The sequence below is a fragment of the Neobacillus pocheonensis genome (assembly GCF_050477905.1).
GTDB classification, from domain to species: domain Bacteria; phylum Bacillota; class Bacilli; order Bacillales; family Cytobacillaceae; genus Neobacillus; species Neobacillus pocheonensis_A.
Genome location: NZ_JBCNAD010000008.1, coordinates 333,372 through 349,197, shown reverse-complemented (window position 1 = coordinate 349,197; position 15,826 = coordinate 333,372). Strand labels below are relative to the sequence as shown.

Below are 15,826 nucleotides of genomic sequence, written 5' to 3'. Positions count from 1 at the left end.
CTATTTTTGCAGAGATCTCCTTTTTCAATGTTCTTAGTGTTCCATTTAAGTAATATTTACAGCCAGATAATCTTTTAATGCGAATTGTAACGTACCTTTAAAATCAGCTGCCTGATCCAATTTAATACCCAAATGAATCACCTTCTTGATAATCTCCCCTCGCAAGCCCGTTAATACCGTTTTACATCCCATCATGGCTATACCATTAATAAGGTTAAGTAACGAGCGGATGACTTCTGACTCCATGTCAGCAACACCAGAGAAGTCAATGATCAGTGTTTGAATATGTGAATTTCCAATCTCTGAAATGACTTTGTCTTCGATTGTTGCGACACGATTATGATCGATCTGGCCAATTAGCGGTAAGATACAAATATTGGAAGAGATAGGGATGATCGGAACAGAAAGATTTTCTACCAATTTTCTTTGCGAATAGAGCAGATCATCTTTATATTTCGTATAACTGATGAAAAAATAGTTCATGAACTGATCAATCAATTGATTAATATTTTTTTCAAGTGTGAAAAATTCTTCTAAACTAGTATTGGAATTCGTTGCTAATTTATAATTATAAAGAAAATCCCAAAGAGTTCTTCGTATCGCTTGAACCCACTCAAGCTTGAAGGCAATGGTTAAGGAATACTTTGCCCATGCCACTCCCTCCTGTTTGGCAAAGGAGATTAATTCATGCTCATGTTCTTCGACAACAAACATGGCTAGCTTATGTGCATTATTCAATAGATTAATATTACCCATTGTATGTATTTCTTCAATTTTGTCTCTCACGTTAATCGCTTCACTTAATAAACCTTTTTCAAACTTGTCTCTATTAGCGATAAAAAAATCCTTTATCGTACTTCTTTCTTCCACATCTAGTTCCAACCTTTTCACACCTCTTTTTTGTGGGATATATTGTTTGGGCAGTCGAATGGTAAAGGTTGTCCCTTTTTTCTCTTCACTGTCTACAATGATTTTTCCACCATGTTGATAAATAACTGAAAAAACTTGAGTTAGCCCCATCCCTGTTCCATGATCCTTTGTGGTATAAAAAGGAGTACCAAGTAGTGTTAATTTTTCTGCTGGTATTCCAACTCCAGTATCTTTAATACGTACAATAAGCTCGTCCCTAGTAGCCAAATGACTAATCGTTAACGTGCCCTTCCCTTCAATCGATTCAATTGCATTTTTTATCAAATTGAAGAAAGCTTTTTTAAATTGGTTCTTTTTACCGTAAAACATATTGTCCGTGTCTTTAAATTGAGTCACTACATGTATACGGTATAATTTGTCCTGAAATAGGTTCAGGATGGACTCTAGCTCAACTGTAATGAAAAAGGATTGCATTTCTTCTTCTTCCTGATCCGGTTTAGAAACTTGAAGAAGATTATTTAAAGTGGTTAAAGCATTATCTAATTCTGATTGTGCAATACTGATATAATCTGACTTGTTCTCATGTTCAAGGAGTTGTAAAAATCCCTTCACTGCAGTTAACGGATTTCGAACTTCATGGGCAATTCCGGCAGCAATTTGTCCTACTGATGCCAGCTGGCTCAAATGATTATTACTATCTACCTGCTCTTGATACTTGTCCTTCACAGTCAAAATACCCTTTCTGTATAAAGAAATTATGTGTATCCTTACATTCAAACTCCTATTTATTTAGCATCTCTAAGGAAAAATTTTACCAAAATATTCGGAAAATAAATAGGTTAAATTTTCCTAGTTCTTTTACTAATTTTGAAAAAATAATGCTTTTTTTGTAAAATAGTAGATATTAGTTACTTAATGGGGGGATGGATATGTGTGGCCGGTTTACGTTAACGGCAAGTATGGAAGAAATTATCGAACGGTTTCTGATTGATTCCTTTTTAGAAGAAGAAGCTTTCTCCCCCAGCTATAATATCGCCCCTTCCCAGTCCGTTTTAGCGGTAATCAATGATGGAAAATCAAACAGAATGGGATTTTTAAAATGGGGATTAATTCCACCTTGGGCAAAGGACATGTCGATTGCGAATAAAATGATTAATGCTCGAGCGGAGACCTTATCCGAGAAGCCAAGTTTCCGAAATGCATTTAAGAAGAAGCGTTGTTTAATCATCGCCGATAGCTTTTATGAATGGAAGCGTCAGGAAGATAAAACGAAGACTCCGATGCGGATTAAGCTAAAAAATGAAGAATTATTTGCGATGGCTGGACTTTGGGAGCAGTGGAAATCACCGGAGGGTAAATCAATTTTTTCTTGCTCTGTAATCACAACCAATCCTAATGAACTAATGGCGGACATTCATGATCGCATGCCTGTCATTTTAAAGCCAGAAAACGAAAAAACGTGGTTGGATCCCTCGATTTCCGATGTTCATTTTTTAAATCAATTATTGGTCCCTTTTGATAAGAACCTTATGGAGGCTTACGAAGTTTCTGCGCTGGTCAATTCTCCTAAAAATAACTCTGTTGAGTTGATTCAGAAAATTTGTTGAAAAAATCTTTTTAAAATGGACATGTTCACTACATGCAAGTCCATGCTTGTTCATATGATGTATTACCCATAAAAGTTTTCCTTCTTTGGAAAGTGGTTACGCCACTTTCTTTTTTTATTTTCCTCCCCTTCCCTTTTTAAACCCTTGGATGATACTGCCTCCTAACACATTTCTTCCAATTTAAATAATTTCTTGATATTGGGAATTATAAGGATATTCATATTCGAAAGGTTAGGTTGGACGCTCGTGGGAATGAAATTAAAAAAATTACTCTATCACCTTGTAAAATTAAGGGATAAAATCTTTATTCCTTTTGTCCTTATGTATATCCTTTTGACAGCTTTGGCGGTTTATTTATTAGAGCCGAAAACATTTGAATCCTACTTAACTTCCGTTTATTGGGTACTAACAACGTTGGCGACAGTTGGATTTGGCGACTATGCACCCGTAACGGATCTGGGAAAAGCGTTCACGATCATTCTTTATATTACAGGAATTGGACTTATCAGTTTGGTATTTGGAAAAGTGATTAATTCCTATTATTTAATTGAAAAACTAAAAGTTGGAGGAAAAATGAAATATTCAGGAAAAAATCATATCATTCTAATTGGATGGAGCTCAAAATCCAACTTAGCGATCAAGGAAATTCTTAAAACTGATAAAAAGATCGATATTGTGATAATCGACGATTTAGAAAAAGCACCGATTATTGAAGACCGTTTATTCTATATTCGCGGAGATGCTGCCGATGAGGAAACACTACTGTCCGCAAATTTGCCCAAAGCAAAAGGTGTTATTATCTTTGCGGACCAAATAACTCAAAATAATTTCGCAACAAAAGATCCGCTTCTAGTCGACGGAAAGACATTGTTAATTGCCACCGCCATCACACACATCGAGGAAAAATTAAATATCAGTATTCATGTAACAGCTGAAGTAAATAATCAAAACCATATTCGTTTATTTAAGCATGTTAAGGTGGATGAATTTATTCCTACCCAAGAAATGATCTCCCATGCTGCAGTTAGGTCATTATTTTCACATGGTATCACCAACGTGTATACTGAACTGATGAGCACACAGTACGAAGAAACGATGTATGAAATTCCCAAAAAGCCTGAATGGCAAACCTATCGAGATGCCTTTATTGATCTGCTGAATAAAGGGGCAACCCTTGTAGCTGATCGAGGCGACCTGCATATTAATCAAAAACTGGATAATCCGATACCTGCAGATGCTCAGCTTTTTATCATTTGTGATAAAGAAACCATCACGCAATTAAAACCAAAATCTACGTATTAAAAGGAAGTTGGGGAGCTTCGTTTATTTTATATCTGCTCAAAAATGCAAAATAGCCCGACAATTGTCCGGACTATTTTAAAATACGTAAGTATTTTTTTATTTTTGATCCCATAAATAACTTACAACGGCATCATACTCTTCTTTTGACAAGGATGCTGGTGCTGATTTCGGCATATTCTTTGACACGAAAGCTTGAAGATCATCTTTTGTTTTAAAATCGGTATGGATTCTGTTGGCATCCAGTACTTTTTGACCGCCTGTAATGTCACCCGAGCTATGACAAGTTATACAGCTTTTTTGAAATATTTCATCCCCTGCAAGTGTTGTAGCTGGTTCGCTTGTTTCCTGTTTTGCTGGTTCTTTCGCTGGTACCTTCGCGCTATCGTTATCATCTTTGCTGCAAGCGCTCATGATACCAATTAACAGAATGAAAAAAAAGGCAAATCCAAAAATTTGCTTCAAGCAGCCACCTCTATTCTAATAGGTTCTAAGGGATTGCCAACATAGACAACAATTCCTAAATCCATATTATTGTAAGAGTAGTTTAATTATTCCTATATGTATGGTAAAAATGTCCACTCATTTTCTTCACCAATCTATGTTCATATACCTATTTTTCTGTAATTTATATTTTCTCCAAATCTAGGGGATAGTAAAAATGAAATCGAAAGCCCTGCACTTTTAAATGGGAGGTAAAAAAATGAGCTTCAATAAAAATACACCGAAAGAAGCACCACCTGAATCTGTAAATCTGCAGAATAGGATACACAATTACAGCTTGGCAGCTACAGGAGACGCTGTAAGTACTACCGACCACATTACAGCATCCACGATACCGGAACCGGCAAAAGCAGCGGACGAAAATGCGCAAGCCGTTGTGGAAGCAAAAAATAATAACGATCAATAAAAATATCCCTAGGTCCCCTTTCCTTGGGATATTTTTATAATAAACATATAACAACCCTAAAGCTCCTGAGTAATAAAAGTAATATCTCCCAAGTTCGAGCATAAAATAGAATATACGTTCGTAGGGAGGCGAGGATTTTGGTAAAACAGTCCTTGATTACAGGAGAGATGTTAGTCAGGTATTACGAACTGAATAAACAAAAAAAAGAAATTGAACTGGAAATGAATCAGTTAAAGGATGCTTTTCAAAGTTATTTTAATCATTTAGTGGGAACTGACCATAAAGGCGAGATTACCATTAGCGGCTACAAACTTCAAAGGCAAATCCGAAAAACAGAAAAATATAATGAAGCAGAGACTATAAAAAGATTAGAAGAATTAAAGATGAATGACCTCATTCAAGTGGTGAAAAAGCCTAATGATGTTAAAATTAAAGCTGCTCTAAATCTAGGATTTTTAAAAGCCGATCAGTTGGATGGCTGCGTTATTACCACTACTAACCCAGCAATTTCCGTTAAACCTGTAACCCCGAGATAATCCTTTATAAGGACAAAGGAATCTACAATCCCAATTTGTAGGTCCTTTTTTTTTTGTTAAATAATGGAGGATTTTTTCGGTTTAAGTAGAAATACATATTAGTTAACACTTACATCCCATTTGAAAGGGGAAAATAGGAAATGGCAAGTCAAGAAAGTATGCTAGTAAGACAGTATTTAAAAGCTTTTTCATCCAACCAGACGGCTGAATTTAACCTTGAAGCAGCACGAAAAGGATTAGAGACTTTATCTGCGCTTACACCTGTCGCAGCGGATATTAAAGTAGAAAAAACGGAGATTGAGGGAATCTATGCTGAGTGGGTTACAGCACCAAATGCAATAGATGATCGCGTTTTCCTTTACCTCCATGGCGGAGCCTACATTATGGGGAGCTGTAATAGCCATAGATATTTAGCTTCTAAGCTTTCTAGGTCTACTGCCGCTCGTGTTTTATTACCTGAATATCGTCTTGCACCAGAAAATCCTTTTCCAGCCGCGGTCGAGGATGCTGTTAGAGTATATCGCTGGTTAATTTCTTCCGGTATTTCACCTGAAAAAATCGTTATTGGTGGAGATTCAGCTGGCGGTGGTTTAACATTATCTACACTCTTAACCTTAAAGGCTGAGGGTGATAAATTGCCGGCCTTGGCGGTGCTATTGTCACCTTGGACGGATTTGGAAGGTACAGGCGAATCAATGGAATCACGCGCTGCAGTTGACCCTTGGCTGCATCCTGAATCTACTAGACTAGTACCAGCTTTATATATTGGTGATACCGACCGCCGTGACCCTATGGTTTCACCAATCTATGCTGATTTATCAGGTCTGCCTCCTATGCTGGTCCATGTTGGTAACGATGAAATTCTATTAAGCGATTCGGCACGTCTGGTTGACCGTGCTCGTGCAGCCGGAGTAGAAGTCAACTTTAAAGTCTGGGATGATATGTGGCATGTCTTCCAAACCTTCCAAATTCCAGAGGGTCAGCAGTCTGTTGATGAGATTGGGGATTTTGTCGTCCATAAATTATGCTAACCTAGCTTTTATAATAAATGAAACGCTTGGAATTCATCCCAAGCGTTTTTATTTTTCCGAAAAAAGAAAAACCTTTAAAAAGCCTGATAATTCAAAAATAATGTTATAGTTATAGAAAAAGATTTTAGCAGTTTTTTTAAGGAGGTTTAACAGCTATGGATTCGCAGGATGCAACAATGTCCTACCCTCGGACAAAAGGAATTTTACTAGTCCTTATTGCGGCAACATTATGGGGTGTTTCAGGTACCGTGGCTCAATATCTCTTTCATCAACAAGGCTTCAGCACAGAATGGCTAGTAGTGACTAGACTGATTTTTTCAGGTGCTGGTTTATTGTTATTTGCTCAGACAAGTGGACAACAAAATATCTGGAGCGTTTGGCAAAATAAACAGGATATTCTTCAGTTAATCGTGTTTGGGATTATTGGAATGTTTGGTGTACAGTATACATATTTTGCAGCCATTGAACATGGAAATGCGGCTACAGCAACCGTTCTGCAATACTTGGCGCCAGTTATCATTGTTTGTTTCTTATGTTTTCGTGCGAAAACAATCCCAGTAAAGAATGAAACGATCGCCATCTTTCTTGCTTTATTAGGTACATTTCTATTAGTTACAAAAGGGAATATTCACACACTCGCAATTTCAGGACCCGCCTTTTTATGGGGAATTCTTTCAGCTTATGCCCTTGCATTTTATACACTTTATCCCAGCAGATTATTGTCGAAGTGGGGTTCATTAGTAACAGTGGGTTGGGGAATGTTGGTAGGAGGTATCGGATTTAGCTTTATTCATCCACCATGGAAATTTCAGGGTGATTGGTCCTTGTCAGCCTTCCTGGCTGTTGTGTTTGTTGTCATATTTGGCACCCTAATTGCCTTTTTTTGCTATATGGAAAGCCTTAAATTTATTAGTGCATCAGAGGCAAGTCTCCTGGCATGTGTTGAGCCCTTATCTGCAGCCTTTTTAGCGGTTGCCTGGCTCCATGTCACATTCGGTCCTGCAGAATGGATTGGTTCATTTTTCATTATTGCAACGATTTTTATATTGTCAGCAGTCAAACGTTAACGATCAGATGGAAAGTAAAAGTTTTCGTCAACCTGGCGCTTGGGTTCCCAAGCGTTTTTTTTGTTGTGTAAATCAATTAAGGAACGGGGTAATTTTAACAGGAAAGGTAAATAATAAAAACAATCATTCTAAAGCTTTCCAAATAAAAAATTTTTTGTGTATTAGGTGATGTACTTATGTTCAAGAAAATTCTTTCTCTAATGCCAGACTATATTATTTTCATTCAAGCTATTATTACTTTTTTAGTACCCTTTGGTTTTAGTAAGTTTTTTAAATGGATTGATTCATTAGAGAAAGAGTGATAATCAGTGAAATGGCGTAAGCTCAAAAACAATCAGTTGAATGCAAAGAAACCTGAGAAAAGTCCTTTACATAACGACCATCTTACTCACCCATCCATCCATGAAATGACTGGAAATATTACCGTGGATATGGATGTAATTCGAAATGAAATTGGGCACAATTCGGACGTAAGATTTCGGGAGTTCCGAATGGGTGAAACGGATATTCGCGTTGCTCTTGTATTTATTGAAGGGTTAGCAGATATGGATCTTCTTCATAACCATATTTTAGTTGACTTAATGTCGGTTTCACCAATCGTTACTGATCCATCTTTTGATAACTCCTCCTTGAAAGATTTTATTAAAAACCATGCCCTTACTGTTTGTGGTCTAACAGAAGTTTGTTCTCTAAAAGAGATTACCTCTGGAGTCATGTTTGGATCAATTGCCATATTGGTTGAGGGTCTAAATAACGTTTTCCTGGTTGGAGAAGCGCAAGCAAAAACAAGAAATATTGATGAGCCGCCAACAGAGGCCTTGGTTCGTGGACCAAGGGTGGGATTTATTGAAAATTTAAGAGACAATACTGCGCTTTTACGTCGGCATGGCAAGGATCAAAACTTATCCATCATCAGTTTTCAGATAGGAGAACGGTCTAAAAAAGAACTAGTCATCACTTACATGAAAGATATTGTTGACCCTCTTTTATTAGAAGAGGTCAAGCAGCGGATAAATAAAATAAAAATGGATGATGTCCACGATTCTAGTTATATTGAACAATTAATTGAGGATAATTTTTTAAGTCCTTTTCCACAAGTGCAAAGTACAGAACGACCTGATCGTGTGATGAGTGCTTTGATGGAAGGTCGGGTATCTATCCTATTGGACGGATCACCTTTTGCCTTAATTGTTCCGGTAACCTTTAATATGCTCCTGCAGTCACCAGAGGATTATTACGAAAGATGGATAGCTGCATCATTAATACGGATATTACGATATTTTGCTGCGTTTATTGCTTTATTTGTCCCTTCCTTATATATTGCTTTTATTTCCTTTCATCCAGGATTAATTCCAACTAAGCTCGTTTTTTCCGTTGCTGCAAATCGTGAAGGGGTACCTTTTCCCCCACTTATTGAAGCGCTGATTATGGAAGTGTCCATTGAAGTATTACGAGAAGCAGGGCTTCGTTTACCAAAACCTATCGGTCAATCATTAGGGATTGTGGGCGGATTAATCATTGGAGAAGCTGCAGTGCAAGCTGGAATTGTCAGTCCTATCATGGTTATCGTGGTCGCAGTCACAGCCATTTCTTCCTTTGCTCTCCCCCAATATAACGTTGGGATTGCCTTAAGGATGCTTCGTTTTGCATCCATGCTATTTGCTAGTGTGTTTGGATTATATGGAGTCATCTTGTTCTTCCTTTTGCTTGGCAGCCACTTGGTCAGGCTTAAAAGTTTTGGTATTCCATATATATCCCCTGCTGTTTCTTATCGATTGAGAGACTGGAAGGACTTCATTATTCGAGTCCCCCTTTTCCTGATGAAACGGCGTCCACAGCTGTTGCATTCAAAAGATACTGTAAGAAAAAGGTAACGGTACGAAAGGAGTTGACTTATTTTGAATTCCAGTCCCATGGATCGTATAACAACACATCAGGCAATCATGTTTATCATAAATTTTATTCTTGGTGCCGGAATATTAACGTTACCCAGAACCACTACCGAGAAAATCAAAACACCTGATTCTTGGATTGCTGTTATTATTAGTGGTTTGATTATTACGGTTATAGCGGTAATTATTTTAAAGCTATGTCAACGATATCCCAATGAAACATTTTATCAATTTAATCAAAAGCTGCTTGGTAAATGGATAGGATTGTTGCTAAGTCTAGTAGTCATTTGCTATTACATTGCCCTTTCCGCCTATGAGGTTCGAACCATGTCGGAAACGACACGATTATTCTTACTTCAAGGAACTCCAACATGGGCCATAATGATGCCATTTTTGTGGATTGGTCTATACTTAGTCCTGGGTGGAGTAAATGCGATTGCTCGGTTGTTAGAGATTATCTTTCCAATAACGGTTCTTTTTTTCCTTGCCGTTATGTTTTTAGGCTTCGAATTATTTGAAATGGATAACCTTCGTCCCGTTTTAGGAATGGGATTTAAGCCAGTACTGAAAGGGTTGACCACGTCTTCCCTATCCTTTGCAGGCTTCGAAATTCTCCTCTTTATTTTTATGTTTATGAAAGAAAAAAAGAAGGTAACAAAGGTGCCAATATTAGGAGTCGGCATCCCTTTTATTTTTTACACGATTACAGTGATTATTGTAATCGGTTCCCTTTCTGTAGACGGCGTGGTTTCACAAACATGGCCTGTGCTCACATATATTCGCAGCTTTGAAATCACCGGTCTCTTATTTGAACGGTTTGATTCACTCATTCTTGTCATTTGGATTATGCAAATATTTGCTACCTATGTGATCGCTCTTTTTATAGCATCTTTAGGATTAAATCAGATATTTGCGAAAAATACTCATCCCTTTATTTATGGATTAATGCCTGTCATTTTTATCGTTTCGATGATCCCTAAAAATATTAATGAGGTATTTAAAATGGCGGACATTATTGGTAATTTTGCTCTTTATTTATTTTTTATTATGCCAATGGCCCTTCTAATCATCTCAACTGTGAGGGAAAGAATACATGAAAAAATGTAACCTGACCTTTAAGTATCTCTTACTCTCGATACTTTTTATATTTCTACTTACAGGATGTTGGAGCAGCAGGTCTATTGAAGATCTTAATATCGTCGTTGGCTCAGCGGTCGATAAGTCAAAAGATGGAAAGATAAAATCTACTCTTCAATATGTAATACCTGAAGCAATCGGGAATGCAAACAGTAAGTCCCCGCAACAAAAACCATATATTAATGTCGCTGCTTCGGGGATATCTTTAGAACCTATTGGGTGGGAAACAACCTTAAAAAGAGAGGGTCCCATTTCAGGTGCACATCAAAAAGCAACCGTCATTGGCCAAAATCTGGTGCGTGAGGTACCTCTCAGAGAAATTACAGATTTGTTTTTTCGGGATATCGATATTAGGGGAAGTACGATTATTTTTATTTCCAAAGGCGAAGCAGCACAGACGCTAGAAACAAAAGAAGCCGGTGTCATTCCAGCAATACGTTTAGTGCAAATTGCCGAACAGGAACTGACCACTAGAACATTAAGACATATTTCATTAATGAAGATTTGGGGAAAATCGAATTCTCAGACAAGTTTCCTTCTTCAATTAATTGATGTAAAAAAAGGTGAACCAGAATTTAATGGTGCTGCAGTGATTCAAGGAAAAACAAACAAAATGATTGGGACTCTAAATAAAGAAGAGGTGGAAGGAATAAATTGGATAACCGGAGAAGGTAAAAGTGGAGCGGTAAAAGCCTTCCAAAAAAAGTCTGATAAACCCACTTATTATCAAATCAGTTCAATGAAAAGCAAAATTAAGCCTCATGTTACCGGAAAGAACATTTCATTTGAGGTCAAAATAGAGTCTGAAGGAAGAATCGCTGAATATTGGAATCCTCATTTTAAACCTGCTTTTAAGAATAAAACGCTGAAACACATAGAAAAAGCGGCTGAGAAAGAAGTTTTGTATTTGGTAGAGAATACGACGGAAAAAATTCAAAAAAAATACCAGGTAGATGTCGCGGGATTTGGGAATGAATTAAGGATAAAATATCCTGATGTATGGAAAAAGGTAAAGAATAATTGGGATGAAGAATTTAGTAAGGTTCCCATCTCCTATGATATTAATATTACAATAAAAGATTACGGAATGATTGGTTCTAACAAAAATAAGTGACTATTTTACTTGAAAATAATTGAGGGACTGAATCTAAAGTTCAGTCCCTCATAATATTATTCCCCTAAATCAACATTATGGTACACTTGCTGTACATCATCTAAATCTTCCAAAGCATCAATCATTTTTTCGAACTTTGCTTGTGCATCTTCTGGAAGGGTTACGTCATTTTGAGCTAACATGGTTAATTCAGCAACAGTAAAATCAGTGATTCCTGAATTTCTGAAAGCTTCTTGAACCGCATGGAATTGATCTGGTTCAGCATAAACAATGACTTGATCATCTTCTTCAATGATATCACGTACGTCTAAATCTGCCTCCATTAACAGTTCAAGCACATCTTCTTCCGTTTTACCTTCTACACCTATTACCGCAGTAGCATCAAACATATAGGCAACAGAACCGCTGACTCCCATGTTACCGCCGTTTTTACCGAAAGCTGCACGTACGTCTGAGGCAGTACGATTCACGTTATTTGTTAATGCATCGACGATTACCATGGAACCGTTTGGTCCAAAGCCTTCATATCGAAGCTCGGTATAGCTTTCCTCTGAACCGCCTTTTGCTTTATCGATGGCACGATCAATAATATGTCTTGGCACATTATACGTTTTTGCACGCTCAAGGACAAAACGTAACGCCTGATTTGATTCTGGATTTGGTTCACCTTGTTTTGCCGCTACGTAAATTTCAACACCAAACTTTGCATAAATACGACTCGTATTTGCATCCTTTGACGCTTTTTTTTCTTTAATATTATTCCATTTACGACCCATTCTGAACACTCTCTTCCTTCTTAATTCAATGCTTATTCTATTGCCTATAAATCAATAAATTATACATGCTCCACTTGCACAGATAATATTATACCGTAAATGGGCCATTTGTTAAGTGTTTAATATTCGAAATATCCATGGATTCTAACTTAAATCTATAGAAAAATCCTAACTGCCTAACGAAGTAATAAAAAAAAGTAGTTCAGTTTAGATCCTGACCTACTTTTTTTATTGATTCTATTTTCACTATACAAGCATCTGAAACAAGGTACTATCCTTGTTCACTTCCCGATAGACAAATCCTTTTGTGTTGATTCGCTCCATTAATGGATAGTAATCTTCTTTATCCTTCAGTTCAATTCCAACTAATGCTGGTCCTGTTTCTCGATTATTCTTTTTTGTGTATTCAAAATGGCTAATATCATCATTTGGCCCAAGGACATCTAATAAGAATTCTCGTAACGCTCCTGGACGTTGTGGAAACTGTACAATAAAATAATGCTGCAGCCCTTCATAAAGCTTTGAACGCTCTTTAATTTCCTGCATTCTACCGATATCGTTGTTTCCTCCGCTGATGATACAAACCACCGTTTTGCCCTTAATTTCATCTGCATATGTATCTAAGGCTGCGACGGAAAGGGCTCCAGTTGGTTCCACTACAATAGCGTTTTCGTTATATAGGGTTAATAGGGTGGAACATACCTTTCCTTCTGGTACCACAACGATATTGTCGACAATCTCTTTACAAATATTGAAGGTTTTGGAACCAACCGTTTTAACAGCTGCACCATCAACAAAAGGATCAATTTTTTCAAGCGATTTGACTTCGCCTTTTAAAATCGATTCTTTCATGCCTGGAGCTCCTTCAGGCTCTACACCAATTAAATGGGTTTCTGGTGAAAAGTGTCTTAGATACGTTCCTACTCCTGCCATTAGGCCGCCTCCGCCGATAGCACCGAAAAGGTAATCGATTTTTTCAGGACAGTCATTTAGAAGTTCTACAGCCACTGTACCTTGACCAGCGATAACATCAAAGTCATCGAATGGATGAATAAAGGTCCGGTTTTCAACGCGGCTGCATTCCAGCGCCTTTTCAGAAGCATCATCAAAGGTATCACCGACTAAAACAATCTCAACGCTATTCTTACCCCAAAATTTGACCTGATTTACCTTTTGTTTTGGGGTTGTTGTTGGCATAAAGATTTTTCCGTTAATTTTTAAGAGATGACAAGAATAAGCCACACCTTGTGCATGGTTCCCTGCACTCGCACAAATAATTCCGTTTTGCATTTCTTCGGTACTTAGTTTTTTAATCCGATTATATGCTCCGCGAATCTTAAAGGACCGAACACTTTGCATGTCTTCCCTCTTTAAATACACATGACAACCATAACGTTCTGATAATAAATGGTTAAATTGAAGAGGAGTGGGCGAAATCACATCCTTAATGGTGTGACTTGCAATGATGATATCCTCTACATTCAGCGCTTTTCTGTCAACCTGTTGACTCATATTTTCGGTTCCTCCTCATTATTAATCGAATCTTTTCTCAATGAATACATGTTTATAAACAACAAAAAACCCGTCCCATATGGATAGGGACGAGTTAGCTCGCGTTACCACCCTACTTCCGCAACAAGCTTTCCATTGCGGCTCTCGATAGACGTACAGAACATTATTCTTGTACGCATTCCCATATAACGGCGGATTTGCCGGTATAGCTTACTAGCACCGTTCAGCTATACATCTCAGAGATGATCTTCAAATCGTCCTGTTATCGACTCCCACCAAACGCCGACTCTCTAAGAAACAAGGAGCAATCCTACTCTTCTCGTCATGGATTCATGATTAATTTTAATTAGGTTACCACCGAAAAAATACTCTGTCAATATTTTTTGACTATTTTTTATATTTAGACAATTTATAAAGCGCTTACATTTTTTATCCGTGTTCCCTGCCGTTGTTGTCCATCTTTACATGTTATTTATGGTGTTTAATTTCACCATTTATGACGGTCATTTCGATTTCTGTTGATAGGAGTTCGTCTGGATTTTCCATTGTCATCAAGTCTTTAGAATAAACGGTCATATCTGCTAATTTTCCTCGAGAAAGGGTGCCCTTTACATGTTCTTCATTGGTTGCATAAGCTCCGCCGATTGTGAACAATTTAATTGCTTCAAGCATGGATAATTTCTCTTTTTCATTCCATCCTTGATGAGTTTCCCTTGGTGCTCTCCGTGTTACGGCAGCATGGATGCCAAGAAGTGGATCGACGGGTTCTACTGGTGCATCAGAACCGCCTGCACATATGACCCCTGCAGACAATAGGGTTTTCCATGCATATAAATATGACTCCCGTTTTTCTCCAATCCTTTCTTTGACCCATGGATAGTCACCAACGACAAATCTAGGCTGTATGTCTGCAATCCAGCTAGAATCTGCCAACCTCTTAACTAAATCATGACGAACGAGTGAGGTATGAATGATTCGATCACGGTAGGCAACCTTCGAAAACTGGTCAAGGATGTCTAAAACATTTTCCAGCGCTTGATCACCGATGGTGTGCACAGCAATTGGCATAGAGAAATCTCTAGCTTCTTTGACAATCTCATATAGAGTTTGTTGGTCCATCATGGCATCTCCAAATTGATTCGGATCATCATGATAAGGCTCTGAAAGCAGGGCCGTTCTTCGCCCAAAAGCTCCATCTGCAAAAATTTTAATCGCTCCTATTTGCAGTTGGGCATTTCCAAACCCAACATTCATTTCTCTTTCTTTTAATCTACTTAGATAAGGATAATCAATTAAGAGATTACACCTTAACCCCGTTTGCTCCTGATTAATTAATTGATCATACAGCTGGAACGTTTGATCAAGGCCACCCAAATAGGCAGGATCATTCGTATGTACACTCGTTAAGCCTTTAGAAATTGCAAAATTCATTGTTTGTTTCAAACCGCTTTTTAACTCAGCGTATGTTTTTTCGGGGATGTATTTCGTAATCAGCTTCGATGCAGATTCTAGCAAAAGCCCGGTAGGCTTCTTCGTAACCGTGTCTAAAACCACCGTACCACCTGTTGGCACATCTATAGAAGGGTAATACCCACTTATTTCTAGTGCCTTACTATTAACCAGAAAGGCGTGGTAGCAAATTCGCTTTAGGTAGATCGGACAATGTGGGGCCGCATAATCGAGTTCTTCGATCGTAGGAATGGACCCTTCAGTGAAAAGATTTTCATCCCAGCCCATCCCGACAATCCAATTTCCTGGTGGCGTCGACTTAGCCCTTTCCTTTATTTTATTAAGCATTTCCCCTTTTGACGTTACACCAGTTAAATCCAGGTCTAAAAAGTTAAACGCCACACCAGAAAGATGCAAATGGCTGTCAATTAAACCAGGGGTCACCATTTTCTCTTGTAAATCAATGATAGTTGACCCACCTTTTCCCCATTGGAGAATCATTTCGTCGTGGTTTCCTAAATCGATGATTTTACCGTCCTCCACTACGACTGTTTCCACTAAAGGTTGATTTTGATCCAGGGTATAGATTTTTCCATTTGTAAAAATCGTCTTTGACATACTAGTCT

General features: G+C 37.8%; 14 protein-coding genes and 1 other annotated feature. Of the genes, 9 read left to right on the top strand and 5 right to left on the bottom strand.

The genetic code is table 11. The features are described 5' to 3' along the window. Positions 1 to 45: 45 nt before the first annotated feature. Positions 46 to 1,596 carry an ATP-binding protein gene (locus tag ABES02_RS06255; RefSeq protein WP_430132245.1) on the bottom strand — a complete coding sequence of 517 codons (1,551 nt, stop codon included), beginning with the start codon at positions 1,594 to 1,596 and terminating at the stop codon, positions 46 to 48. A gap of 203 nt (positions 1,597 to 1,799) precedes the next feature. Here ABES02_RS06255 and ABES02_RS06250 point away from each other — a divergent pair, with 203 nt between their 5' ends. Together ABES02_RS06250 and ABES02_RS06245 are read left to right on the top strand one after the other, a co-directional pair. Continuing rightward, complete coding sequence (locus ABES02_RS06250; protein WP_430132242.1) at positions 1,800 to 2,477, top strand: SOS response-associated peptidase; 678 nt, start codon at positions 1,800 to 1,802, stop codon at positions 2,475 to 2,477. Between the two features lie 192 nt (positions 2,478 to 2,669). Then, positions 2,670 to 3,779 (top strand): ion channel, encoded by a 1,110-nt coding sequence (locus ABES02_RS06245; RefSeq protein ID WP_430132239.1) that lies wholly within the window; start codon positions 2,670 to 2,672, stop codon positions 3,777 to 3,779. Positions 3,780 to 3,875: 96 nt separating this feature from the next. Here ABES02_RS06245 and ABES02_RS06240 read toward each other — a convergent pair whose 3' ends face one another. Further along, positions 3,876 to 4,241, bottom strand: a complete 366-nt coding sequence (locus tag ABES02_RS06240) for a c-type cytochrome (protein WP_430132236.1) — start codon at positions 4,239 to 4,241, stop codon at positions 3,876 to 3,878. Positions 4,242 to 4,479: 238 nt separating this feature from the next. Between ABES02_RS06240 and ABES02_RS06235 the strand changes: the two genes are divergently transcribed. The 7 genes from ABES02_RS06235 (at position 4,480) to ABES02_RS06205 (ending at position 11,463) form a co-directional block, all read left to right on the top strand. Then, positions 4,480 to 4,686 carry a hypothetical protein gene (locus ABES02_RS06235; RefSeq protein WP_430132233.1) on the top strand — a complete coding sequence of 69 codons (207 nt, stop codon included), beginning with the start codon at positions 4,480 to 4,482 and terminating at the stop codon, positions 4,684 to 4,686. A 137-nt stretch (positions 4,687 to 4,823) separates the two neighbouring features. Further along, positions 4,824 to 5,222, top strand: a complete 399-nt coding sequence (locus ABES02_RS06230) for a hypothetical protein (protein WP_430132230.1) — start codon at positions 4,824 to 4,826, stop codon at positions 5,220 to 5,222. 140 nt (positions 5,223 to 5,362) lie between these two features. Further along, positions 5,363 to 6,253, top strand: coding sequence for an alpha/beta hydrolase (locus tag ABES02_RS06225; protein ID WP_430132227.1), 891 nt, complete (start codon positions 5,363 to 5,365; stop codon positions 6,251 to 6,253). 155 nt (positions 6,254 to 6,408) lie between these two features. Further along, complete coding sequence (locus ABES02_RS06220) at positions 6,409 to 7,320, top strand: DMT family transporter (RefSeq protein ID WP_430132224.1); 912 nt, start codon at positions 6,409 to 6,411, stop codon at positions 7,318 to 7,320. A gap of 308 nt (positions 7,321 to 7,628) precedes the next feature. Further along, positions 7,629 to 9,194, top strand: coding sequence for a spore germination protein (locus ABES02_RS06215; RefSeq protein ID WP_430132221.1), 1,566 nt, complete (start codon positions 7,629 to 7,631; stop codon positions 9,192 to 9,194). Between the two features lie 39 nt (positions 9,195 to 9,233). After that, the gene (locus tag ABES02_RS06210; protein WP_430132382.1) at positions 9,234 to 10,319 is read left to right on the top strand and encodes a GerAB/ArcD/ProY family transporter; all 1,086 of its coding nucleotides are present in this window, start codon (positions 9,234 to 9,236) and stop codon (positions 10,317 to 10,319) included. Further along, the gene (locus ABES02_RS06205; protein WP_430132218.1) at positions 10,306 to 11,463 is read left to right on the top strand and encodes a Ger(x)C family spore germination protein; all 1,158 of its coding nucleotides are present in this window, start codon (positions 10,306 to 10,308) and stop codon (positions 11,461 to 11,463) included. The genes ABES02_RS06210 and ABES02_RS06205 overlap by 14 nt, the downstream gene beginning before the upstream one ends. A 56-nt stretch (positions 11,464 to 11,519) precedes the next feature. On the opposite strand, the gene ABES02_RS06200 is transcribed toward ABES02_RS06205, so the two are convergent. The 3 genes from ABES02_RS06200 to ABES02_RS06190 all read right to left on the bottom strand — a co-directional run bounded on the left by ABES02_RS06200 (position 11,520) and on the right by ABES02_RS06190 (position 15,818). Continuing rightward, on the bottom strand, positions 11,520 to 12,239 hold the full coding sequence (locus ABES02_RS06200) for a YebC/PmpR family DNA-binding transcriptional regulator (protein WP_430132215.1): 720 nt from the start codon (positions 12,237 to 12,239) through the stop codon (positions 11,520 to 11,522). A gap of 246 nt (positions 12,240 to 12,485) precedes the next feature. After that, positions 12,486 to 13,751 (bottom strand): threonine ammonia-lyase IlvA, encoded by a 1,266-nt coding sequence (ilvA, locus tag ABES02_RS06195; RefSeq protein WP_430132212.1) that lies wholly within the window; start codon positions 13,749 to 13,751, stop codon positions 12,486 to 12,488. Positions 13,752 to 13,833: 82 nt separating this feature from the next. Next, positions 13,834 to 14,086 (bottom strand) — a binding site (T-box leader). A gap of 133 nt (positions 14,087 to 14,219) precedes the next feature. Further along, positions 14,220 to 15,818 (bottom strand): amidohydrolase, encoded by a 1,599-nt coding sequence (locus ABES02_RS06190; RefSeq protein WP_430132209.1) that lies wholly within the window; start codon positions 15,816 to 15,818, stop codon positions 14,220 to 14,222. Between the last annotated feature and the right edge of the window lie 8 nt (positions 15,819 to 15,826).

Excerpts from the sequence above, each read along its gene's own strand:
- ABES02_RS06250 (WP_430132242.1), top strand. The coding sequence starts at position 1,800 with ATGTGTGGCCGGTTTACGTTAACGGCAAGTATGGAAGAAATTATCGAA.
- ABES02_RS06235 (WP_430132233.1), top strand. The coding sequence starts at position 4,480 with ATGAGCTTCAATAAAAATACACCGAAAGAAGCACCACCTGAATCTGTA.
- ABES02_RS06225 (WP_430132227.1), top strand. The coding sequence starts at position 5,363 with ATGGCAAGTCAAGAAAGTATGCTAGTAAGACAGTATTTAAAAGCTTTT.
- ABES02_RS06220 (WP_430132224.1), top strand. The coding sequence starts at position 6,409 with ATGGATTCGCAGGATGCAACAATGTCCTACCCTCGGACAAAAGGAATT.
- ABES02_RS06210 (WP_430132382.1), top strand. The coding sequence starts at position 9,234 with ATGGATCGTATAACAACACATCAGGCAATCATGTTTATCATAAATTTT.
- ABES02_RS06205 (WP_430132218.1), top strand. The coding sequence starts at position 10,306 with ATGAAAAAATGTAACCTGACCTTTAAGTATCTCTTACTCTCGATACTT.
- ABES02_RS06200 (WP_430132215.1), bottom strand. The coding sequence starts at position 12,239 with ATGGGTCGTAAATGGAATAATATTAAAGAAAAAAAAGCGTCAAAGGAT.
- ilvA (WP_430132212.1), bottom strand. The coding sequence starts at position 13,751 with ATGAGTCAACAGGTTGACAGAAAAGCGCTGAATGTAGAGGATATCATC.
- ABES02_RS06190 (WP_430132209.1), bottom strand. The coding sequence starts at position 15,818 with ATGTCAAAGACGATTTTTACAAATGGAAAAATCTATACCCTGGATCAA.